A 24,323-nucleotide genomic window follows, 5' to 3' on the forward strand; every position below is an offset into this window, starting at 1 on the left:
ATCATATATTTCTTCATATGCTTTAAAAAACAATGTAGGGTCATCTTTTTTCAAACTTTGAAGATTTTTTGTTTGATTAACTCTATAATGAACTAATATATCATCTACATATGTAATTTTTTCAGCAACCGCTAATGATGCCAACACAAAAAATACATCATTACTATATTTCAAATTTTGATAATGCAAGTTCTTTTTTATTACAAATTCTTTTCTATATAATTTAGTCCATGGACATGGTGTTGTAACCTGAAACAAAAAATCCGGAATAGTTTGTCTCGAAAACACTTCATTATCCCCAATCAAATCGGTTCTTAATAAATGTTTTACCATCATATATTCCTTAGTTCTGGTATTATAATGATCTGCATTAAATAACACTATATCTGCATTTATCTCTTTTCCTTTTTTATATGTTTTCTCAAGCAAATCTAATTCAAACAAATCATCCGAATCAAGAAATATAATATATTCTCCCTTTGCTTCTTTTAAACCATTATTTCTTGCTACACCCGCATACAAATTTTTCTGATGTAAAATTTTAATTCTATCATCTTTTTCTGAATGTTTTTTTAATATTTCTAACGAGCTATCTTTTGATCCGTCATCCACACAAATTATTTCAATTTCTTTCATTGTTTGATGAGTTAAGCACTCTAACGTTTCATTTAAATATTCTTCCGCATTATATACCGGCATTACAACCGACACTTTCACTTTGCTCATTTGTATTCCCCTTTATTCACTATATCTACATACTTAATAAAAAATCCCAGTTTTCACTTGCCCATACACAGGTTTCTTTTTCTCCTGAATAAATCTCGTGTTTTGCCTGTATTCCGCTCTCTTTTAATTTATTATCTATTTCTCGAATTGTTCTTTTCTCCTGCATTCGGTTTACATCATCTAATATGATTACAAACTGATTTCCTAAGTACTCTGGAATTAATGACAATACATCGATCCTTGAATATACTTTCATATCGCCACCTATTGGCGCATCAATCAAAATCAAATCAAATGTTTTATTATTTTTTAATTCAAGCAAAAAATCCTTATAAACGCGTACCAATTCTGCATCTTTATAATTTATATATTCAATATCCATTTGGATAATATGGCTATTTTCATTCATTTCATGTGATTTTTTAAAAAAATCAATCCATGATTTATCATGTTCAACAATCGTATGGTTAATCTGTGACGATGTTTTCACATATTGAATCGTCATTACACTTGACTGCCCAAGACCTAATTCTAATATATTTTGAGGACGAAACTCATCTAATATGCGATACAATGCATACAAGGCTGGATATCCCAATGCCCATCTTCCAGGAGAAAACTTTTTCTTCTTTAGCCATTCTGAACTATTTATTGTATTATTAAATATTTCCGCCCAGACCGCTTCCTTAGAAATCCCAATTTCTTTATCCAGCCCAATCTTCAACATCTCATTTTTTTCTTGCAATTCTTCTATTTGTTCATTAAGGTCACTATATTTTTTTTGTGTACACTTTTGTATTTCCAGTGTTTTTTCCGCCACCTCCCTTAATTCAGATATTGTCTTCTCTTGTTTTTCTACTTTTTTGCTCAACCGTTCTATCTCAGCCAATATTTCACTTTTACATCTTTCCGATTCTTCTTCAACTTTTTTCCAAGATGCTGGGATGATTTTTTTTAATATTCTTTTTAATTTCATAAAATACCTCCACTATCTAAAAAATACTAATTTAATCGAGCGTGGTATATATAATAAAATTTCTCCAACTCTAAAAGTAATCGTTTTTTTTACAGCATCCGCTCCCGCTTCTAAAACATTTATCGTTTCTACTTTTTTTCTATATTCATCTATTAATCTGTCATAAAATGGATAACCATTCCGTTTTTTTTTTACAGCATCCGCTCCCGCTTCTAAAACATTTATCGTTTCTACTTTTTTTCTATATTCATCTATTAATCTGTCATAAAATGGATAACCATTCCGTTCTCTTCTATTTTTATCCAAAATACTATATATCTTTTCGATCCATTCTCTTGTATTTTTTTCTTTTTCTATAATTCCTTCGAATATTATCTTTCCAAACTCCTCCATCATCCGAAACCAAGTCAAATCAACAAGCCTTTCCAAATGGTTCTGCACTGCCATCTCCATGTCCATATAGATACCCTTCAACAAATCTATTCTCTTTTCTTTTGTCCATTTCAATTCCCGATGACCGTAACGATATCGATACACTACCTTCTTAACCGCATAAAATCTTTCTGCGGTAATCATTGCTCTTACAAAAAACGGTGGATCCTGAAACCGAATCAATTTAGGAAAATACAACTGATGCTCTAAGATAAATTCCCGGTTATACAAAAACCTATGATACCCAAAATCAAACTGCCAATCCTCATATTCGATCACACCCTCATTTGGAAACACATATCCAAAATACTGTTCCGGAAACTCTGTCCTAACCTCTCCCGTTCTATCGTCGTATTCGCTAAACTCCCCACCGCATATATGACATCCGCTTTTTTCTGCTTTTTCAAAAAGGACCTCCAGAATATCCTCCTCTGGATACCAGTCATCTGGATCCATAAAAATCAGATATTTGCCGGAAGCCTTTTTTATCCCGTTATTTCTTGCTGTCGAAACTCCCAGATTTTCCTGACGAATCGGCAAAATTCTGGCATCTGCTTTCGCATATTCTGCCAGAATCTCCCATGAGCGATCCGTTGAACCATCATCAATACATACTACTTCTATCTCTTTTAAGGTCTGGCTCAAAATACTATCCAGACATTCTTTCACATATACTTCCATATTATAAATAGGAACAATTACTGATACTTTCGTCATACTTTCTCCTATCATTTCTATTTTCTTTGTTCCATATATGCATCACAGACAGTCTGTACTTCTCCCGCCATTTTAAGTACGCCATGATCCAACCACGCTGCATGATCACAAAGTTTTTTCACTGTCTCTATATTATGTGACACAAATAATAAAGTTGTTCCACCCTCCAGCATGTGACTCATGCGTTCCATACATTTCTGTTGGAAAAGGAAATCACCTACTGCCAGAATTTCATCAACAATTAAAATCTCCGGCTTTACCATCGTTGCAATCGAAAAACCAAGTCTGGCAGACATACCTGATGAAAAGTTTTTAATTGGTGTATCAAGGAAATCATGTAATTCTGCGAAATCCACTATTTCATCAAAATGGTCATCCATAAACTTTTTTGAATGTCCCAAAACAGTTCCATTTAAATAAATATTTTCCCGGGCAGTTAAATTCGAATCAAAACCGGCTCCTAACTCAATCAATGGGGCAATTTCTCCATGTACTGTAATACTCCCTTTATATGGTTTTAAAATCCCACTGATCGCTTTTAAAAGCGTTGATTTTCCCGAACCATTCATACCAATCAGCGCCCATGCTTCTCCTCGTTTTATTTTAAAAGAGACATCTTTGACCGCCAAAAACTCTTGAAATATCAATTCTTTTTTTATCAACTTAATAATGTATTCTTTCAGGTTATCAACCTTTTCACTTGCCATATTAAAGCGTATGGTCACATGATCTATTTCGATTGCATAATCTTCCATTCCAACACCTGTTCCTTAAATATATAAAATAAAATCATCCTGTTTTCGTTTAAACATCAAAATCCCAAAGAATAGCATAATGAATGCTATTAGCCAACCACCTAAAAAAACACGCGGTCCCGGAAAATGACCGTAATAAACTAAATCTCTAAATTGTGCCACATAATAGTACAAAGGATTTAATCCTTTTACTACGAAAGCGACACTGCTTGGAAGAGACTCCACAGGATAAAAAATCGGAGTTAAGTACATCCATGCTGTAATAATTGCCTGATAGATATACTGAATATCTCGGAAAAAAACATTAAACTCTGCAAGAAAAAATCCAAGTCCACAACAAAAAATATAGATTTGAAGTACTACTAACGGAAACAAGAAAAAAGTCCAATAAATCCGGGCACGTGTTACAAGCATAACAATAAAAAGGGCACCAAATGAAAAAAGCAGATCTACCATACAACTTGTCACTTTAGATAATGTAAAAATATATTTTGGCACATACGTTTTCTTCAAAAGTGCCGCATTACCCGTAACAGAAGTCATCGCCTGGTTCGTCGATGTGGACATAAAATCAAACAACATCTTCCCCGTAAACAAATACACCGGGAAATTTTCAATATTCCGGCTGAACATCGTCGAAAACACAATCGTCATAATAATCATGACAAACAACGGATTCAGCACACTCCACAGATATCCCAGAAAGCTGCGTCGATATTTCAGTTTTATGTCACGGCTTACCAGCTGTATCAGAAGATCTTTGTATTTCATAAAAACATTGATCCGGTCAATCCAAGCCCTCATTTTTTGCTTCCTTTCTCTATCTCCAAATACTGTTTCCATGCGTCCATGGATGTGAATTTTTGAATTTCCTTCTGGTACTTCTCAGCTGCTGTTTTATGCTTTTTCATCAGTCTCCATGCGTCACGGTAAAGCCCACATGCAAGCCACAACTGTTTCCACTCTCTCTTTGCTAGAACTGCTTTTCCCGAAAATGGCTCAAACAACACAACTTTTTTCTTCCGAAATGCCTGAAATGGAGACTCAACTGGCGATAAAGCGATTATTTTTTTATCCGCAGGAAGCAGCCAGCCATTAAACGTCACTTTTTTTATCAGATTCGCCGCTTTTCGCGCCGGACTGAAGTATTCGTCTACCGTTTTCACTTCATAGGAATCCCGATAGTCATCCGCATATTGTTTAATCCGACGATAGTATTCTTCCCCTAATTCTCCCTTCAGATTTTCAATCGGTTTCATCGCAACCTGTTCTCGGAGCCAGTTATTCAGCTTTTCTGCATCCGTTTTATATAACCATTCCGGTCCACGGCAGAAATCATAGAATGCCTGATATGCCAATCGCATTTCTCCGTAGCGAAATTCAATGATATCCACTGTAATACGTTTCCAAATCCATTTAAGGATCTCTGTCTGACTTCTCTCCTGTTCGTTCAAAGCTGTGGTGATTAATGTGTTTCTCACATCGTAATACGTATTTACGCCTGTAAAGGTAAGTTCAAATCCCTTATGCCATACGCCAAATCCATTTAAAAAGACAATTCCTGCTTTCTGGTTCCGAATGCCAAATTCGATATCATCATGGTGAAGGAACAGCGGAATCGGCAGGTTATCCGGGCGCACAAGATTTAAACTCATGCAGCAGCACCACCAACCGGAATATGGCATATTTTTATGAACCGCTTCACACATATATTTATCCGTACATACGTGAAAATCTCTTAAATCTGCCAGCGGGAAATCGTTCTGTACCACGAATTCTTTGAACCACTCTCCGGCTGCCTGCTGAATATACGGAAAATCCTCCCGCCACAGGCTTCCGCCCAAAGTAATATCCTCCCACTCATCCTTCCGCATCCCCAAAAATCCATATGCCCGCACAAAAAGCTCCGGATCCATCACAGCGTCATCATCCATCATCTGCACATGCGTCAGTCCCAGGCGTTCTTTCTCCTCGATCGCTTCAATCATGCCCCTCGTAAAGCCGCCGGCGCCGCCGACATTTCGGTTGGGAATGATGCGAATTGTATCTGGATGCTGGTCAGCCAGGCGGCTGATTTCTTCGTGTTCCGAGAGTGTTCTCCCATTATCCACCAGCCAATAGCAGAGATTCATTGATGCATTTTCCGGTCGCTCTAAAAAGCGGAGAACACTTTTTAAATTTCGCAGCACATACGGTTCGCGTTTAAATGTACAGACAACCGCCGCGATGCGAACCGGCTTTTCCTCCTGGCATTTTCCCTCATACCACCCAGATAGCTGCGGTACATCTGATTTGCTGCTTATTCCTGGTTTTACTGAAAACCAGAACACACCTTTATCTATCTCCTGATACGGAAATTCCAATGTCAGCGGCTCCGGCTGTCCGCTTAATTCGATTTCACGAATCATGGTTTCGTCATGCATCAGCCGGACTGCCTGGCAATCGCCCACTTCCAGATGCAGCGTCAGTGTTTCCTGATTTGTATATTTTTTTCTTTTTTCTATATAAAAGAGATTGAAATAGCCATTGAAATCAATCCACTCACCATTCCGGTGGAAATACAGCTCTTCTTCCCTGCAAATGTCCGGTTCTGGGAACCGTATATTCTGTAATCTCATCCGCTCTTCTCCTTCTTTTGTTTCGTCAGAACTGACGTTTCTGATGTTTCAGCGCCCAAACCGCCGCCCCATACAACCGATACCGGCTCATCCGGAGTGCCTTTACCGCCTTATTCCGGTTTGCATGGTAAATTCCCGGATATTTTTTCAATAATTCTTTGTCAAACCGAACCAGCTGATTTCTCACCTTTTTATCCGCCGGAAGGCTCAAAAGGATCTTGACTCTTCCTGCCGCTACGCGGGCGATTCCGCTCTCGATATAGCGCAGTTTTTCCTCGGAGCAGTTAATTTCTCCATTCCGGCATTTCTGATAAAATGCACACAGGGATTCCAGCACCCGGTCGTAATTTTTCTTGTTCTGCACCATTTTTTCCGGGCTGACACTCTGACCCGCACGTCCAATCCGGTACTGATAGACAAAATCCGGCAGAAAGGACACGGTCCGCACCCACGGGATCGGATACAGGATGTATTCCGCATCGACGTAATAACAATGTTCGTCGATCGAAAGCGGCATCTGTCTCAAAATCTCTGTCCGCCAGGTAATCCCATGCATTTTCATATAAACCTGATCAGCGATACCATCCAAAACGTATGATTTTCCGTATTTCACGCCCTTGAATGGCTCTTTCATCTCCGCCTTACTCGGAAAAGAGGATTCCTCCCCGCTTCCATTGTCAAACCGCCAGTAAAAGCCGCTGACAACCGCATCATCGCTGGTATGTGCCAATGCATCTAATAAATTTGAAAATGCCTCCGGCTCGACCCAGTCGTCGGCATCGACGACCTTTAGATACCGGCCGCGCGCCTCCCGGATGCCGCAATTAATGCCGGAACCGTGACCGCCGTTTTCTTTATGAATCACACGGACTGTATCGGGATAGATTTTTGCATATTGATCTGCAATTTTTCCGGTGTGATCTGTCGAACCATCGTCTACCACCAACACTTCCAGGCACGACTGCCCATTTTCCTGGTATCTCGCATCCGGTTCTGTCTCTCCTTTCTCCATGTCTGAAATTTCAGGTTTTTCAAGAACTAGACGTTTGTTTGTACATTCGTCACAGAGAGAGTCCAATGTGTATTTAATATATTTTTCCGCGTTATACGCCGGGATGACGACTGTCAGAAGCGTTTCCATTGTCCGCCACTCCTTCCGTACTTTCTTTTAACATCATGATCTTCGGTGTCATCAGCATCAGCTTCAGATCCAGAAGCAGAGAATAATTCCGTATGTAGGTCAGATCCAGTTTCAGCTTGTCATAGGAAGTCGTATTGTATTTCCCGTAAACCTGTGCATAACCAGTCAGTCCCGCTTTCATTTTCAGGCGGTAGCAAAATTCCGGGATCTCTTCCTCTATCTCCTCCGCCAGCTCCGGACGTTCCGGGCGCGGTCCCACGATCGACATCTCGCCTTTCCAGATATTAAAAAGCTGCGGAAGCTCGTCCAGACGGGTTCTGCGGAGGAAGTGTCCGACCGGCAGAATCCGGTCATCATTTTCAGCCGCCAGTCTGGCGCCTGTTTTCGCCTCTGCGTTCTGGATCATCGTCCGGAATTTACAGATCTGAAACTCTTTCCTACCCTCGGTCAGCCTCGTCTGCTTATAAAACACAGGTCCCCGGTCGGTCAGATAGATTGACAGCGCCACCAGCAGAAAAAATGGCGATAAAACAACGATTCCCAATCCTGAAAAGAATAGGTCAATCGCCCGTTTTACAAACCGCTGTCCCCCGGAAATTCCTTCATTTCTGGACAGAAGAAGCGGACTGTCGAAAATATCCAGTTCTTCGGACGTCCGAATCAGAATGTCTGAAAGTTTCGGCACCGTATAGGTACGGATGTCCTCTTCAAAACATTTTTTCAACAGTTCATTCCGGTCCTTGGCCGGAATATCGCCGATAATCAAGGCGTCAAATGCTCCTGCTTCCCGGATGATCGCCTCCATTCCTGCCCGGATATGAATCGCTTTCGCCAGGTAATATTTATCCTCGCGCGAATTGATTTTTTCCATCAGATGAAATGCCGGACGATCGCCGCATACCAGAAGCATTCTTCTCGGCGGAAACAGCAACCGGTACAGCCGCTGAAATAAATATGTCCAGACGATAGCCGCCAGAAGCTGTACCAGCATCATCGCCAGCAAAGTCCGCGGATCGTGAAATTTCTTATCCAGCAATGAGATTTGTATATAGGTAATAATATTTAAAAGCCCGATCGACAGTATCTGGGAGCAAAGCAGGTTTCCCTTTTTCAGATATCCGATCCGAAATCCCCCATATGTATATAGGAAGAAAAACAAAATTCCTGCATACAGGGCGATCATCAGCCAGTTTCCTCTTCTCCAAAATGGAAATTCAATTAATTTATTGAAATAACCGTTCCAGACGCATCCATAAATTCCCGTCAGGACAGCCATCAAAATGACCGCGCCTCCCATTCGGAACAGCCTCTTGAATGGTTCGTATTGTCTCAAAATCGTATCCTCTCGCAACTGTCTGCTTTCTCACAGGCAAACTCCGCGTACAAATGTACGGTTCTTACCAAACAGTTACTTTCTTTCATCTTTTTTTATCCTGAACTATCAGGCGTGCATTCTTTCCCGCAACTTTTTCTGATACAAATAGCCGCGAATCCCAACCGGCAGTATGCTTGCCGCCACACGCACAGCACAGTTACTTATATATTCAGGAAATGTCAAAAATCCACTTTTATAAAAATGGGTCTGCAGACGTATATTTTCTCTCGCATACGCCAGACCGCCGCGCCGCTGCATCATGCCATTTCCCGTTCTCGCGTATACCAGCACATCCGGCAGATTTTCCGCCCGATAACCAGCCTGCAGCATCCGCACCCATAGTTCGTAATCTTCGGCACCCTTCACGGCACGATAATTGCCAACCGCTAAAACAGCGTCCCGCCGCATCATAACCGCCATGTGGTTCATCGGGTTGCGCTTGCGGGCAAATATAAGAATCTCCTCATAACCGCACGGCAGCGTCCGGGTACCGGTGATACAACAATCTTCTGGAATCTCCACCGGCTCTTTCGGTGTATCTATCGTCCACTGCATATTTGCTGCTTTTTCCAGCGAATCCATCTCAAACTCGGCAATCGCCCCGCTCGCCAGCGCCAGCGCTGGGTTGCCTCGGAACTGCACCAGCTGCTTTTCACATCGTTCCGGACAGGCGATATCGTCGCTGTCCATGCGGGCAATCAGATTATTTCGGCAGCTTTCCACCCCTGCTGCCAGTGCCGGTCCTATGCCGCGATTTTCCGGCAGACGCACGATTTTCACCTGTTCGGACCATGTTTCTTCTAATTTTCTGATTACTGCATCGAGTTCTTCCGTCAGCGGACCATCGCAGACCAGGACAAACTCATCCGGGGAAACACTCTGTTTCATCATGCTGAGCGCCGCCCGGTAAAAATAGAACGGATTTTCCTTTCGGTAAACAGGCATCAGAACGGAATACTTCATATCTAAACTTCTCATATGCCTGCCACCTGCTCCCGGTTTTCATCGCCTTTTACACGGATCGCCAGTTCGACCCGCCGTGCTGCTCCCAGCATCGGTATCTCCAGCGTCACAACCCGTTTTCGGATTCGTTTCCGCACGATCTGTCCCAGCGACTCTCCCAATATGCCTTCCGCCGACACGAGCTCTCCCGCCTCGTTTACCTGTACGAGAAATCGTCTTACCGTATGCTGCGGATCCTCTCGAAGCAGACGTTTCAGGAAATCTTCCTCCGCCTTTTCCAACGGTACTGCCTTCTCATCGAGCGGAAGCTTCGCAGAACCAGCCAAAATTCCTATCTTCTGTTCCAGTTCTCCCGCATCATCCGTATCCACAAAGATATATCCCGGAAACATCGGCTCCACACCGATGTGATAAATCCCGCCCATCCGCCAGGACCGTTCTTTAGACAGCACAAAACAGGGCTTATCCGACTCTCCCGAATAAACCCGGTTCAATTTCTCTGCCATCTCAGCTTCTCTTCCTGTAGGCGTTTGTACTGCGTACCACATACCGAGCTTCTTCCTCTCGTTTTTACAGTTTTCGCAGAATACCTAGTTCTGCGAAATTTGGAGGAAATTTCAGAGACACAAAAGGAGTTTTATTTTGACAATATTGATTTTTAAATAGTAGTAATTGGAAATTTGGTAAATAATTGATCAGAAATGCGTATCTTAATAATTTCATAATAGATTCTTGGGAGAAACTTCTATTGAATTCGCTCTAAAAGCATAGTATAATGAACAAAGATTTCGCAGACTAGGTATTCTGCGAAATCTTTATTGTTTGATTTATTTTGCAATACTATACAGTATATATACACATTATCTTTATGCTCAAATTGTGTATAATTGCCCTTACTTAGTTTTTTTAACATACAAAAAGCAGAGATGGATCTTTTTATGATTTCATCTCTGCTTCCCAATTTTCTTATTCTTTTATGTCCTACCAAATTTTCCGATAGAACCGTATATCCCTTAATACCGTTATCTTAGATACTTACTTTTTCTTCACCATACACCGTTTCTTAAAAAACGAAATACCATAGCAGAGTACCTGATCGTAGTCATCCTCATACTCCTTCGCATACATTCTGTCATCAATCTGCTGTAGCGCTGTATCGCACTCACTTTCTAATTTTTCCAGATTTTTCGTATACTTTGCCTCAAAGACTGCAACCTGTGCGTTGAGGGAATCGTAGACAACCACATCACTGCGCCCCTCTCCATGCTCCTTATTGGAATCCACCATATACCCAGCGCCGGTAAAGATTCCAGCGAGAAACGCATGGTAAAAATCTTCCCGATAATCATGGTAACTGATCGTGCGCCGCAGCAATGCATTCATCTCTCTCGTAATACCCTCGCTGTCACCGTTCCAGACCGCGTCAAACAGGGCATTCCGATCCCATTTCCTGGTGCTGTCATCGAACCATTTGATAACGATCGTTTCAAAGATCTCTTTAATTTCCGCATTCGGAATCATAAGGGCAGACATGCCATCTGGCAGATCATCCTTATAATCAGCTCTGCGCGCTTTCGTTAAGTATCCTGTCAGATACAACATGCTCTGTTTTTTATCGCCTATTTCAAATAAAAAAATTATTTCTGTCTCGCCTTAAACGCCCGGTCAATCTCCCGCTTCGCGTCCTTTTTCGCCAGATCGTCTCTCTTATCATACAGCTTCTTACCGCGTGCCAGACCAATCTCCACTTTTACGAGACTTCCTTTAAAATACACCTGCAGCGGTACCAGCGTATATCCTTTTTCTTTGATCTTTGACATCAGGCGGCGGATCTCCAGTTTGTGGAGAAGGAGTTTCCGCACACGCAGCGGATCTTTATTAAAGATATTTCCCTTCTCATATGGCTGATATGCATGCCGAATACATACACCTGACCGTCGCTCTCGATCTTGATAAATGCTTCCTTGATGCTGCATTTACCCATGCGGATCGATTTGACCTCGGTACCGAATAACTCGATCCCGGCTTCGAATTTATCATCGATAAAATAATCATGGTAAGCTTTCTTATTGTTCGCCACCATCTTGATTCCTGCTCCCATTTTAATTCCTCTTTCCCTCTCTACTTTTTACATCTTATTTTACAATCTTCTACTTCCAGTACACCGCCGGCATAAAATCAATCGTCCTCGCATACCGGTCGCACGCAGTCACGCGGACGCGGATAGTCTGACCGAGCTTGTACGTCTTTCTCGTCATCTCTCCGACCAGCTCATAGTGTGCTTCGTCAAATACGAAATAGTCGCCGCGCAGTTCATTGACATGAACTAATCCTTCAACCGTGTTCGGCAGCTCGACATAGAAGCCCCAGTTGGTGACACCGGAAATGACTCCCTCGAATTCTTCTCCGATGTAATGTTCCATGTACTGGACTTTCTTCATCTTATCAGTCTCGCGTTCGGCTTCGTCGGCGCGGCGCTCCAGGGCCGAGGTCTGAACTGCCACTTCCGGCAGGATTTTTTCAAAATGGGCGGTTTTTCGCGCATCCATATTGCCGTGCAGGCACTCTTTGATGATCCGATGGATCTGCAGATCCGGGTAACGGCGGATCGGGGAGGTGAAATGGGTATAGTATTTCGCCGCCAATCCAAAATGACCGGAGTTCAAGGTCGAATATTTCGCCTGTTTCATGGAGCGCAGCGTCAGACGGCTGAGCAATGCCTCCTCCGGCGTGCCCTCGATCTTTTCAAGCAGCTTTTGCAGCTCTTTCGGGTGGACTTCGCCGCCCGGCATCCGCAATGTATATCCAAAGTTGTTGATGAACGTGCCGAGTTTCGCCATCTTCTCCTCATCCGGTTTCTCATGGATTCGGTAGAGGAACGGCATTTCCTGCCAATAATAGTCCTCGGCTACCGTCTCATTTGCCATCAGCATGAAATCCTCGATAAGCTTCGTCGCCGCGTTGCGCTCATACGGCTTGATCTCGATCGGGCGTCCTTTGGCGTCGAGTAAAATCTTGCTCTCTGGAAAGTCGAAGTCAATCGCACCGCGCTCCTGGCGCCTCTTGCGGAGAAGCTGCGAAAGTTCTTTCATTTGCAGGAATAAATCCACAAATTCCTTATATTTCTCCTTTGTCTCTGCATCATCATCCGTGATGATCGCATTGACCGCCGTATACGTCATCCGGCGATCGACGCGGATCAATGTCTCTGCAATCTCATGTCCGATCACGACGCCTTTGTCATTGATCTCCATGATACAGCTCAGCGCCAGGCGATCCTCGCCTGATTCAGGGAACAGATACCGTTTGAGAGTTTATGCGGCAGCATCGGAATGACGCGGTCGGTCAGATACACGCTCGTTCCGCGCTTTAATGCCTCGCGGTCAAGCGGGCTGCCCTCGCGGACATAATGGGTCACATCCGCGATGTGTACACCGAGCCGGTAACCCTGCTCCGTCTTTTCCAGCGTGATCGCATCGTCGAGATCCTTCGCTTCCTCACCATCGATCGTGACTGTCGGCAAATCGCGCAGATCCTTGCGTCCCGCCTTGTCCTCCTCGCGGACGGCATCCGGGATCTCTTCAAGCTGCGCCATGACCTCCGGCGGAAATTCTTCCGGCAAACCGTATGCTTTCACGATCGATAAAATATCGACTCCCGGATCGTTCATATGTCCGAGAATGCTGGTGATCACGCCCTCCGGCTTCTTATCCGGGCTGTTTCCGTAATCCTTGATCTTCACGATGACCTTATGACCGGTCACTGCGCCCGCGTCACACCCCTGCGGGATGAAAATGTCGCGTGAAATCCGTGGATTGTCCGGGATCACAAAGCCGAAACCGCCGTTTTTCTCATACAGACCGACCAGCTCCTGATTGGCGTGCTCCAGGATCCGCACGATACTTCCCTCAGCTCTGCGTCCGCCGTCGCTCTCCTGCTCAATCACAACCAGCACCTTATCGCCGTGCATCGCGCCCTTTGTTTTTTCACGCGGAACGAACACATCCTGCTCACGTCCCTCGATTGTCACAAAACCGAAGCCCTTCGGGTGTCCCGAATAAATACCTGCCTCTGAAAATGTCTCCGGGCGTCCCAGCTTGCCCTTGCGGGACATGCTGATTTTTCCCTCTTCCAGCAGATGATCGATAACCCGCTGCAGCTCCCGGCGCTGTTCCTTCGGAATATTTAAAAGAAGTGCCAGCTCCTTCAGCTTCATCGGCACGTATGCCGGTTCATTCATGACATCCTGAATCATCTTGCAGCGGCGGGTAAACTCCTCCTCGGAAGCACCAGCATCCTCACGCTCCTTCTTACCGCGCTTTTCGCGCTTCTTATCCATCTCACGCTCAAACTTCCGATCACGGTCTTTCTTTCCCGCTTTATCCTTTTTCCGGCGCACCGATTCCTCTTTCGGACCTTTCGCACGCTCCGGCTTTTTCTTCTTTTTTTCGTACCTCTCTTCCCACTCGCCGATCAGCCCATCCCCGTCAATCTGGCGCTGTACGCTGCTCTCCCGGCTTTCTCCGGACATTTTCTCTTCCCGCGCTTCTTCTTTCCGCATCGCAAACCGCTGTTCTGCATTCTTCCGGATCGTCTCCAGCATCTCATCCGAGAGCTTTGTCTCCGTCTGCTGGTGCTTTTCAAATGACTTTCTTTCTCTCCTGCGATTTTCCGGCATTTTCTGTCCTTCCTCTTTCTGTGAAGCTGCCGCACTCTGCATCTGCGCCTGGCGCTTCTGCTGTTTTGCGTATTTCTGAGCCTCGCTTCTCTTTATTTTTCCCATGATTTTATCAAATATGTTCAAATTTATCTCACTTCTCTTTCTCAATATGAAAAAAAGGCTGCCACGCGACAGCCTCTTAAAGGTTCCTTACAGGAATTTCAAATTCAAAACTAATGCAAGGATCAGCCACAGAATTGCAGCATATTTGGTCAGCTTCTCCAGCTTTCCTTCCATAGAACGGCTTTTATTTCTGCCCCAGTAGCTGTCAGCCATACCGCCGATGGAACCGGACAGACCTGCCGATTTGCCCTCCTGCAGTAGGATTACCGCCGACAGGAATACACAGATAATAATAAATATGATCGTAAGGATCGTCTTGATCATCTTCGCACCTCCTGAATAAACATAGTAATCATAGCATATTTTCGGCAGAAGGACAACTGTTTTTTTCCCGACTTCAACCCGGGAATTTGCCGTATTTAAATGCGAAGCCACGGCAAATTCCGTTTCCGGGCTTGATTTTATCTCCCGTCGTGCGATACAATAAAGTTCTATCACATTTACAATCAGCGAAATCCTTTTTTTCATGGGAACAGCTATTTTTTATCATAAAACGAGTCAGGAGGGTTCTATTTTGAAAAAATTCACTTCGACGTTTGGGCGTCTGTTTCTCTCTGCCGTCCTTATTTTTCTGGTGTTCTACACCATGATGCCAGCCATCAATCTGCACGATCAGGATTTCATCGTATTCCTGATTATCTGCATTCTGATTGTACTGGCAGTCAACTTTATGGAAAGCATTCTCATATTCCTGAAAACAGTGCAGCAAAACCGCGGCGTCGAGATCGTGCGCGATCCTGTGACCGGACGGATGGTTCTGCGGCGCAAGTACGCCGACGCCTCCGGCAGTCCGTTTGCCGGTTTTAAGGCGATGGGACGCCCGTGCAAATATGGCACGATCGCGATCGCTGTCCTGATCTTCTTTTCCCTGATCGCCTCGGCGGCGGGCATCCAGCTTTTTAATGCGTCCCGCTACCGCGATCTGATCACCGTTACCGAGGGCGATTTTGCCTCAGATGTCGCAGAGCTTGGCATGTCGCAGATCCCGGTCGTTGATAAGGACACCGCCTCCCGGCTCGGAAGCAAAAAGCTCGGTGAGATGACCGACCTGGTCTCCCAGTTTGAGATTCAGGAAAATTACACACAGATCAACTACAAGGGGACACCGTACCGCGTGACGCCTTTGCGCTATGCCGACCCGATCAAGTGGCTGTACAACCAGAAGAAGGGACTTCCGGCATACATTGCTGTCAATATGGTCGATCAGAATACTGATCTCGTCTGGCTGTCCTCCGGCATGAAGTATTCCACCAGTGAATATTTCTTCCGCAATATCAACCGCTACATCCGTTTCTGCTACCCGACACGGATGTTTGAGACGGTCTCCTTCGAGATCGACGACGATGGAAATCCATACTGGGTGGCGCCGACCATCGCCTACCGGATCGGCTGGTGGAACGGCAAGGACATCGACGGCGCGATCCTCGTCAATGCTGAGACCGGCGAATCTAAGTGGTACGCCAAGGCGGATGTCCCACAGTGGATCGACCAGCTCTATGATTCGAACCTCATCATGGAACAGCTCGACGACAACGGCAGATTTCAGAATGGTTATTTAAACTCTATCTTCGGTCAGCGCGGCGTGCGTCGGACGACCTACGGCTACAACTATCTAGCCATCGACGACGATGTGTGGCTGTACACCGGCATGAGCTCTGTAACCTCAGATGAGTCGAACATTGGCTTCGTCCTCGTCAACCTGCGGACGAAAGAAACGAAATTTTACACCGTTCCGGGCGCCACCGAGCTCGCCGCAATGGATTCCGCGCGCGGACAGGTGCAGCACTTAAATTACAGTGCGACCTTCCCGCTTCTCTTAAATATTTCCGGACGACCGGCATATTTCATTTCCCTGAAAGATGCTGCAGGGCTTGTGAAAATGTATGCGTTCGTCGATGTCGCGCAGTACCAGATCGTCGGCACCGGACAGACGATCGATGAGGCGAAGCGCAATTACCGTGAGACGCTGGGACAGGAGGAAATCGAAGATCCGACTGCCAAGGAACCGGCGGCAAGCGAAACTGTCTCCGGCACGGTCGAGGCGATCGAGAATGTCGTCATTTCCGGCAACACCTACTACTATTTCACGCTGACCGATGACCGCACCGACAGCATCTACACCGCTGCGATTACCGTTTCCGAGCGACTTCCATTCGTGCAGGCGGGCGACTCCGTTTCCTTTGAGTGCGTCGAGAATGGTTCTACAAAAGAAGTTATAACCTGGAGGTAAGATAACATTGAAAAGTGAAGATATGATTTTAAAGGCAGCCATCGTGCACATCCTTGATTCTTCGGTGGGAATTCCGGTTCTCTCCGACCAGAGCATGGAGGTCGGACCCGATTTTTCCGACTTCCTGAAAGCGCATATCGAGAAAATAACGGAAAGTGACGATGTCAAGCACTGTACATTTGCAGAAGGATCCGAGGTCAAAGAGCTGCTGCAAAACTGCACCCCCGACAATTTCGTCGAGACGAGCAAACAGCTCGCCGAGCGCCTCTACGACATCATGAATGCGAATATTGACATTCCAGCCGCCGATGTGGCGATGACCGTGTTCGGCTGCAAGGGCAAGGATTATCTGGCATTCTTAAAGATGAACTACAAGACCTCCTACACGCATCAGACCAGGGAAACGGACGGCGGCAACAGCAACGAGATCATTTTACAGCGCGCACTGCTTCCGGGACAGGGACAGCGCCTCTCCGAGGCGTTTGTCCTCGATCTCTCCGACGGCTCCCTGATTCTGGCTGAGAAAAAATATGAGGTCAACGGCGAAAAATGCTTCTATTTCTCCGAGCTCTTCCTCGAATGCCGCGCCCCGCTCTCCCAGAAATCCAAGCTCGATATCGTCACCCGCGCCGTCGATCAGGTTGCCAAAAAATATTACGGCGACGAGGATGCACAGAAAAAGATGGAAATCAAAGACATTATCTGTAATGAATTAGAGGAACAGGGCGAAATCAAGGTGTCCGAACTGCGCGAAAAAGTATTTCCCGGCAGCCCGGAGATGCTCGAGGAGCTGGATGAAAAACTCGACCGCTACAACCTCTCCTACGAGACGGTCGCGCCGAAAAATGAGCAGACGATCAAGAAATTCCAGAAACAGAAGCTGTACACTGACACCGGCATCGAGATCACGATCCCGATGGAAGAATACAGAAATCCCGACCATGTGGAGTTTATCACCAACATGGACGGGACAATCTCGGTGTTGATTAAAAATATTGGGATGCTGAGCAGTAAATAGCCTCTCACACAAAATTTATTTATCGGCTGATTCAAACGATTGCGATACATAATAACAGAAACATCCATCAGTCATGCCGCTGATCAAATCTTGTATACACCTCACAGAACCGCGCCGCAAACGACGGCTCGCGTCCACCCGCATACAGATGAGAAACATCCCCAAAACTGCTCATGCGGAAGGATGCGACGCCGGAGCGGCGCTCTTCTGTACAGAGCACCGTCACCGACGACGGCGCCGCACAGGTTCCGTGCCAGAGCTGCATCGGAGAGATATTTAAGAGATGGGAAAGCAGGACGCACTCGACGCCAAAATGACAGAATAAAACAATCGTGTCCTCATTCGGTGCCACGGCCCGGTAAAACAATCCATTTCTCACATATCCGTGCCGTCTGAGCAGCCGGTCAAGCTCTCCAATCACCCAGTCGTACTCTTCTTTTACATGGGCGTTCTGAAAGACTTCTGTTTCATGCCAGTGATCCTTATCAAAATACTTCGGCTCCGCCATCCACGCATCCGGCAGCCAGTCCCAGACACAGTGCCCGGAATCCTTCCCCGGATGTACCGCCTGCGGGGCAAATTCACGCAGCCAGCTGCAGGTTTCTGCCGTGCGGCAGGCTTTTTTTAAGGTCAGGGACGCCGTGTCCTTCGCACGCCCCAGCGGCGATACATAATAAGCCGCCACCGGAATCGGCGCCAGACGGTCTGCCAGAAGCTTTGCTTCCTCCCAGCCAGCCGGGGTCAGGGAATCAATTGAGTAATCAGGATCCGCATGGCGGACAATCAGAAGGCGCATAGGAAAACTCCTTTCGTAAAGAAATGTTACAAAACCAAAAAGCGCGGTGCTCATGACCAGGGGATGTATCTGGGCGCGGGCAAAATCAGAGCATCTTCCGATACTCCTGCTTCCACCCATTTAAAAGTTCTCCCGCACTCTCCATCCGCCGGACCGGATTGCGGTCAAACATCGTTTCGACCATGCGGACATTCCCGCACTTCTCCGCGGTCTGGTTCGCCTCGTCGAGTTCCCGTTTCCAGATCTTCTTCTGTTCCGGCGTCATCGCAGCCGCATGGCGCTCCTTAAGCTCCAGTTTCGGGTCAATCAAGGCAAGCTGGTACAGGTGCTTCAGCATCTCCGGGCTCTTGTCGAAATTGTACGCCATTTCATAAGCAGTAAACGCTTTCTCAAACCAGAAAATCCCGGCATACGCCGCCCCGATATTGTTCCAGATCTTCGCAGTAAATTCGTCCGTCAGCGATTTGACCCGCCAGTCCTCCAGAATCCGGTTGTAGTAATAGATCGCCGTCCCAAACTGCCGCAGGCGGAAATAGTAATCCGCCATCTCCTTCCGGAACTCCGCCGCATTCATTTTGCGAAATGCCGCCAATTTCTGGCGGTATGCCGCAATCTCCTTTGCCGTATAATAACAGCACTCCTGCAGAATCACGATCGGCAGCTCGTCCTGGCTCTCGCCGCTCCGCTGCCATGCCTCCAGTTTGCCTGCCAGAAACGAAAGTCCCAGCTCCGAACGGATAAACTCAATCAGGCGGTCATCCACAAATCCATCCAGCACCAGAAGCGGATTCTGATAAATGACATAACACAGCTCCTGCGACGATGCGATATGGACGCCCAGCCGTTCTATGTAAAAAGGATGTCGAACCGGCTCCTGCCGGCAAAGTATCAGACTCATAATGAAACCTCTTGTTTAATCATCCGGTTTGTCGCCGGAAATAATTCTCCAAATCCCAAATCACGTATCATGACGATCATCGTGTCTTCCCCGGTAAATCCAAATGCCATCTCGATCCGGGTCGTCCGGTCCGGGCGTTTCGGGAATCCCTCAAGCGGAATCTTCACCGTCTTCTTTTTGCGCGGTTCCAGCGGCTGGAGTGAAAATTCCACCTCCGGCGTGCCCGACACAATAAATTCCGCCGTCATTTTCGTCTCATACCAGCTGTCCCCGGCGGATGCCAGCACCAGCTGTCCCTCTTTCTCACGCTCCTGAATCTTTAAGGAAACCGTTGTTTTCAGCCGCCCCTCACAGATACAGGTAAAATGGTACGCACTCTGTGCCTCACAGAGATCTTCCGAGCGGATCAGCGCCCCTCGGGTAAATACATCCATCTCCGCAAATACACGGCGCCGTTTGCAGATCTGCTGCATAAAATCTGACGCCCAGTCCGTCTGTGCAAATCCCCTGCCGGTCAGGATGATCGCTGAAAACAGGCGCTTCTGCAGCAGCCGTTCCGCACAGGAGGAAAGAATCCGGTCTGCCATCTGGATGCCCGCGTCGCTGTCCAGCACATTTAAGTGGAATGACTCCTCCAGTTCCTCCTGATCCGCGACCACCTGCATCTGGCGCAACCCGCGCTGCACTCTCAATTCATAATAATGAAGACCATTCTCCGAAAGTTCAAACATTCCCACCTGGTTGCTCCAGACTTCCCGTTTCTGGCTCATCACGTAATATACAAAGCTCTCCGCGTGACTGATCACATGCACCCGGCTCCGGTCGATTTCCAGAAAATCGGCACAGTACATCAGGCAGTCCACCAGCTTTACCTCAAGCTTTGGCACCGTGATTACCAGGTTTTCTATCTCTTCTTTTCCGGACGCCTGTCTGGGAATCGCAAGCACCTGCTTCAGGAACATTTTCAGCAGATATAAGCCCTCGTAGCGGACACCGTCGATCGTGGCGGTGCCGTCCTTCATCGCCAGGGAAAGCAGCTTATCTTCCACTACCATGCCCTCTAACGCGCCCCCGGCACTCTCCTCTGCCACCCGCCAGACGTCCGAATCCGGTTCTTTTCCGATCCGGGTCGGAACCGACCAGATCGTCTCCTGCCCCTGACAGGATATATGTGTGCATGAATCACACAGATCCATGCCAATTATAAGTCCATTCATCTATCGTTTGTCCGTCTGTCCCTTTCCTCAGGCGATCGGGAAAAGTGCGCTTACCGCCGCATCTCTCTTCTGGTACTCCCGCATCTTTTCCCGAAGCGCCGTCTCGTTATTTACTTTTAAAGAAAGACTCATCTCATTGAGCGCCGCAAACCGGCTTTCCCGGCTGCGTCCCGGAATCTCCCGGCAGGAAATCTCTCCCTTTTCTTTCGTTTTCCGGACGCCGTCCTCTTCCTCTTCGATCTGATATTCCAGCGTCTCGCCCTCAAAAATCACCTTTTCACGAATGTAAATATCCCGGTAAACGAGACGCATTTCCTCATAGTGGAACTCTTCCTCCTGCGGCAGAATCCGCAGCCGCAGATACGGGCGCACCGCCCGGTTTCCGTGATACTCGATGATTTCTTTATCTAAAATATTGCCCGGGATATGGATAAACCGCGCCAGATCCTTAAAATAGGCAAAAATCATGCCCGCATCTAAAAGCACATCCACCACCGACTGGCACAGGCGCCGCTGTTCCTCCGAAAGCTCCGGCAGCGTCGCATAATACTTTGTCAGCGCCAGCAGATAAATATCCGGGATCCGCTCCCGATCAGAGCTTCCCTGCACAGCACCCTCCAAAAATGCGAACACCTTGTCGTCCGTCGGACGGTTTTCCAGAAAATATTCCACGCTCTTGACCGTGAAATACGCGCGCACGATATTTTCCCCTGTTTTCTTGCGTGACGCATAAAGCTCGAACACCCGGTCTAACTTTGCTGTATTGCCGGTAAAGAGCATCTGCGCCACCAGCCGTTCCTCCAGATCGTACGTCTCCACCCGGAGCCGCAGTCCCTGCATCAGGACGCGGTACATCTGATCCACCGTACCGTTGAAATGTTCGCAGAGATAATCGAGAATCACACTGTCCGGCTTCTCGTGTTCAAAGACATACCAGGTCAGATAAAGCAGGTGGTCATCCCGGTCAAAGAGATTTTGAAGCAGCATTCTCCCGCAAAGCCGCAGCAGCAGATTGACCGGCAGACCTTCCAGACCATACCGGCACACCATCTCATACGCCTCGCTGAAATGCCCGCACCGGATCAGCGTCCCGCAGACGCCGTTTCTCTCATCCCGCGTCAGCTGGTCCTTGTCAAGGCTCAGAAGGTAGGAAACACTTCCATCCTTTTTCGCATCCTCAATCCCATCCGCCATCCTCTTATAATACCGCACGATCGCTGACAGCACCTTTGCCCTAAACAGCGGGTGCAGCTCCATCTTCTGATCCGCGTGCTCCAAAAGGATCGCATCGTCCCCGGTCAGCACCTCCTTGCGGCAGGCTTTTGCACACGCATTCATAAAGAGGAACGGATGCATCGGATTCATTTCAAAACAGGTCTGTAAAAGTTCCTCCATATCCGTAAATACCGGCTGGATGGCGCAATTTACCCGCGCATACCGCGTCTCATTTTCATCCTGGAATAGAACCAGATCGCGCTCCGAAAACAGCGGCACATACGCCGTGCCCTCGTTCAGCACATACGCGTCCTCCGTCATCTGCTCCTCATGGCGCACCACCACGTATTTCATCGCCGGTTCCCGGCATTCTACCCGGCAGGATTTCAAAATCCCCGGCAGGACACGCGCCATCTGCGTATCGATCAGTTCCGGATAGATCAATTTCCGGTACAGGACCGCCAGGGCACCGTCTATCCGTTCCTTGAAAAGCTGATCCACCGCAAACTCTTCCATCGCCCGCTCGTACATCCGGTAAATATCCGAATCCGGCGTTCCATATGTAAGAAGGTTCGCATAAAGCTTCGCCAGTGACCCCGCATCCAAATTTGCCGAATACGAAAAGTATAAAAATACCTCACGCGACATCAGGCGGTCATAATTCTCCGGCATCGCATATAAATAATATTCATACAGGCGCGTCAGACTCAAATCTGCCTCCAGCGCCCGGCTATACCATTCAAAACAGGCTGTCTCCCGGCAGTCTCCCCGGATCAGCATTGCACAGAGCGCCTCCAGAATCTCCGTCTCCGGATACAGCCCGTAAAGTTCCGTCAAAAGGCGTCTGTAAAACTCCCGGTACGAACGGGACGCACGCATCACCCGGACCGCCGCCAGTGCCAGCTCGCGGCTGATAATTTTCCGGCGTGCCCCATAGTACAGGGCATGAAGCTCAAAATTGCCCGCATTGTCTAAAAGGATCGGATCACTCTCCAGAAGTTTCAGTCCCGCCGCATAGAGGAATGGGCTGTGACAGCCATCCTTAAACTCCTGCTCCATGCTGATCAGCACCGTAACCGGATTTTTCTGCAATTCCTCATCCAGACGCAGAAGCATCAGATAATAAAACAGGCTGCTGCCCGTCTCCTCCGACGCATACTGCTGCAACAGGCGGATCAAAGTGTCCTTCTGCTCGGCATTGCCGGTCAGCGTCACGTACAGATAGCGGTACAGGCAGTTAAGCTTCCGGTCGCCCGATATTTTAAGCGCCGCTGAATCCTGCAGCTCCTTTAAAATCGTCTGCGCTTTCTCGCGCCGATCAGTCAAAAGGTATAATTCCGCCTGCAAAAGCCGCAGTCCCGCGTCATAGTGCGTCATTTTCATCAGATCCAGCTCCCGCTGCATCTGGTGAACCGCCTCCGTGCCGCCGATCCCATTTTCATACGCCAGACGGGCAGTCAGATAATTTCCAAGCTCTTTCTGGAATGACATATGTGCCCGGTCGCATCCGCCCGCATCGGCAGCCGATGCCTCGATCGGGATCCGCACGGTTTCTCTGGCAGTGTGAATCAGGACGGCACCGAAATTCTTTCCGGCATGCAGCCGTTCCGCCAGAATCCGTACCGGAAGACGGAGCAGACCATCTTCAAAATCCGCCTGCGTCGCACTCTTCTTTGGCAAATGGAGGAACTCGCCGTCTGCCGTCACCTCCAGGTACACACTGCCCCAGTTATCCATCCGGATCTCGATCGTGTCCTCGGCATTCTCAGCCAGCTCGGCATATACGCGCGCCCTGCCCGGAATCGTCAGACCGACCGGCTTTTTCACGCCCAGTCCAACCAGAAATTCTTCCATAAAATTTGCCCGGCTGCCGTGCCCCTTCAGGCCGTCATAGAGTGCGCGCACATGCATATCCTGCATAAACGGCACTTCCACAAAATCCGGGTACTCCAAAAGCCGGAGCGCCGTCTCCATATCATTTTCCGCGATGTGCAGAAAATCTTCCGCCGTTTTCAGATCACCTAAAGTCTTCCCGGCGTCTGCCACCTCGACGTGAAACTCATACGGAATCTCCTCTTCCCCGCAGTTTGTCACCAGATAAAAAGAACCTGTGATCGTGTCGCCTGCCGTCAGGAACGAAGTGTCCACTTCATATACGATCCGGCACCGGAGTCCGCCAAACGAATTGTTATCCCCCGGAATCCGCACCCGCAGGTTTGAGGAATACACAAATCCCTTCACACTTAATCCATTTTCGCTCCCGATCCATAAATTTCTCTGCATCAGGGTATTCATCCGCAGCGTCTCGTCTATCTTTTCAGGCGACCAGGTCATCTTCGGCTGTTCCGAATCGATGATTCCCTTCGCCAGCCGGTTAATTCTCTCTTTCATTCCTATCACCTG

At 47.3% G+C, this 24,323-nt stretch carries 18 protein-coding genes and 2 pseudogenes; 2 read left to right on the forward strand and 18 right to left on the reverse strand.

Annotation, left to right across the window (positions count from 1 at the left end):
* The 14 genes and pseudogenes from DWX91_RS11145 to secG all read right to left on the reverse strand — a co-directional run.
* Positions 1-726 (reverse strand): glycosyltransferase family 2 protein (locus tag DWX91_RS11145; RefSeq protein WP_147354397.1); only part of this gene is annotated, 726 nt, incomplete at its 3' end.
* A 25-nt stretch (positions 727-751) separates the two neighbouring features.
* Entirely contained in the window at positions 752-1,702 is a 951-nt protein-coding gene (locus DWX91_RS11150; protein WP_118538878.1) for a hypothetical protein, read from the reverse strand.
* Between the two features lie 12 nt (positions 1,703-1,714).
* Positions 1,715-2,851: a glycosyltransferase gene (locus DWX91_RS11155; RefSeq protein ID WP_182435076.1), complete on the reverse strand. Its 1,137-nt coding sequence runs from the start codon at positions 2,849-2,851 to the stop codon at positions 1,715-1,717.
* Positions 2,852-2,868: 17 nt separating this feature from the next.
* A complete protein-coding gene (locus tag DWX91_RS11160; protein WP_118490660.1) occupies positions 2,869-3,606 on the reverse strand; it encodes an ABC transporter ATP-binding protein in 738 nt (245 codons plus the stop codon).
* A gap of 15 nt (positions 3,607-3,621) precedes the next feature.
* Entirely contained in the window at positions 3,622-4,449 is an 828-nt protein-coding gene (locus tag DWX91_RS11165) for an ABC transporter permease (RefSeq protein WP_412693894.1), read from the reverse strand.
* Positions 4,407-6,224, reverse strand: coding sequence for a glycosyltransferase family 2 protein (locus tag DWX91_RS11170; RefSeq protein ID WP_118538882.1), 1,818 nt, complete (start codon positions 6,222-6,224; stop codon positions 4,407-4,409). The genes DWX91_RS11165 and DWX91_RS11170 overlap by 43 nt, the downstream gene beginning before the upstream one ends.
* Before the next feature lie 25 nt (positions 6,225-6,249).
* On the reverse strand, positions 6,250-7,365 hold the full coding sequence (locus DWX91_RS11175) for a glycosyltransferase family 2 protein (RefSeq protein ID WP_118538884.1): 1,116 nt from the start codon (positions 7,363-7,365) through the stop codon (positions 6,250-6,252).
* Positions 7,328-8,662, reverse strand: coding sequence for an exopolysaccharide biosynthesis polyprenyl glycosylphosphotransferase (locus tag DWX91_RS11180; RefSeq protein WP_412693895.1), 1,335 nt, complete (start codon positions 8,660-8,662; stop codon positions 7,328-7,330). The genes DWX91_RS11175 and DWX91_RS11180 overlap by 38 nt, the downstream gene beginning before the upstream one ends.
* Positions 8,663-8,806: 144 nt before the next feature.
* A complete protein-coding gene (locus tag DWX91_RS11185; protein WP_118490650.1) occupies positions 8,807-9,718 on the reverse strand; it encodes a glycosyltransferase in 912 nt (303 codons plus the stop codon).
* Positions 9,715-10,251, reverse strand: a complete 537-nt coding sequence (locus DWX91_RS11190; protein WP_118472846.1) for a transcription termination/antitermination NusG family protein — start codon at positions 10,249-10,251, stop codon at positions 9,715-9,717. Before DWX91_RS11190 ends, DWX91_RS11185 begins: the two co-directional genes overlap by 4 nt.
* Positions 10,252-10,738: 487 nt before the next feature.
* The gene (locus DWX91_RS11195; RefSeq protein ID WP_412693896.1) at positions 10,739-11,305 is read right to left on the reverse strand and encodes a PD-(D/E)XK nuclease domain-containing protein; all 567 of its coding nucleotides are present in this window, start codon (positions 11,303-11,305) and stop codon (positions 10,739-10,741) included.
* A 35-nt stretch (positions 11,306-11,340) separates the two neighbouring features.
* Positions 11,341-11,804, reverse strand: a pseudogene (smpB, locus tag DWX91_RS11200) (SsrA-binding protein SmpB).
* 49 nt (positions 11,805-11,853) lie between these two features.
* Positions 11,854-13,958 (reverse strand): annotated as a pseudogene (rnr, locus tag DWX91_RS11205) (ribonuclease R).
* A gap of 615 nt (positions 13,959-14,573) precedes the next feature.
* Positions 14,574-14,810, reverse strand: a complete 237-nt coding sequence (gene secG / locus DWX91_RS11210) for a preprotein translocase subunit SecG (protein WP_107000428.1) — start codon at positions 14,808-14,810, stop codon at positions 14,574-14,576.
* Between the two features lie 250 nt (positions 14,811-15,060).
* Here secG and DWX91_RS11215 point away from each other — a divergent pair, with 250 nt between their 5' ends.
* Both DWX91_RS11215 and DWX91_RS11220 read left to right on the forward strand, forming a co-directional pair.
* Positions 15,061-16,776 (forward strand): CvpA family protein, encoded by a 1,716-nt coding sequence (locus tag DWX91_RS11215; RefSeq protein ID WP_243099036.1) that lies wholly within the window; start codon positions 15,061-15,063, stop codon positions 16,774-16,776.
* 7 nt (positions 16,777-16,783) lie between these two features.
* Positions 16,784-17,794 (forward strand): nucleoid-associated protein, encoded by a 1,011-nt coding sequence (locus DWX91_RS11220; RefSeq protein ID WP_117795671.1) that lies wholly within the window; start codon positions 16,784-16,786, stop codon positions 17,792-17,794.
* 67 nt (positions 17,795-17,861) lie between these two features.
* Here the strand turns inward: DWX91_RS11220 and DWX91_RS11225 are convergent, their stop codons facing one another.
* The 4 genes from DWX91_RS11225 to DWX91_RS11240 form a co-directional block, all read right to left on the reverse strand.
* Positions 17,862-18,590, reverse strand: coding sequence for a histidine phosphatase family protein (locus DWX91_RS11225; protein WP_118472849.1), 729 nt, complete (start codon positions 18,588-18,590; stop codon positions 17,862-17,864).
* 85 nt (positions 18,591-18,675) lie between these two features.
* The gene (locus DWX91_RS11230; RefSeq protein WP_118472850.1) at positions 18,676-19,488 is read right to left on the reverse strand and encodes a hypothetical protein; all 813 of its coding nucleotides are present in this window, start codon (positions 19,486-19,488) and stop codon (positions 18,676-18,678) included.
* Positions 19,485-20,705, reverse strand: coding sequence for a DUF5716 family protein (locus DWX91_RS11235; RefSeq protein ID WP_118472851.1), 1,221 nt, complete (start codon positions 20,703-20,705; stop codon positions 19,485-19,487). Before DWX91_RS11235 ends, DWX91_RS11230 begins: the two co-directional genes overlap by 4 nt.
* A gap of 27 nt (positions 20,706-20,732) precedes the next feature.
* Complete coding sequence (locus DWX91_RS11240) at positions 20,733-24,311, reverse strand: DUF5717 family protein (protein WP_118472852.1); 3,579 nt, start codon at positions 24,309-24,311, stop codon at positions 20,733-20,735.
* Between the last annotated feature and the right edge of the window lie 12 nt (positions 24,312-24,323).

Source organism: Clostridium sp. AF22-10, assembly GCF_003478725.1.
Taxonomy (GTDB): domain Bacteria; phylum Bacillota; class Clostridia; order Lachnospirales; family Lachnospiraceae; genus Otoolea; species Otoolea fessa.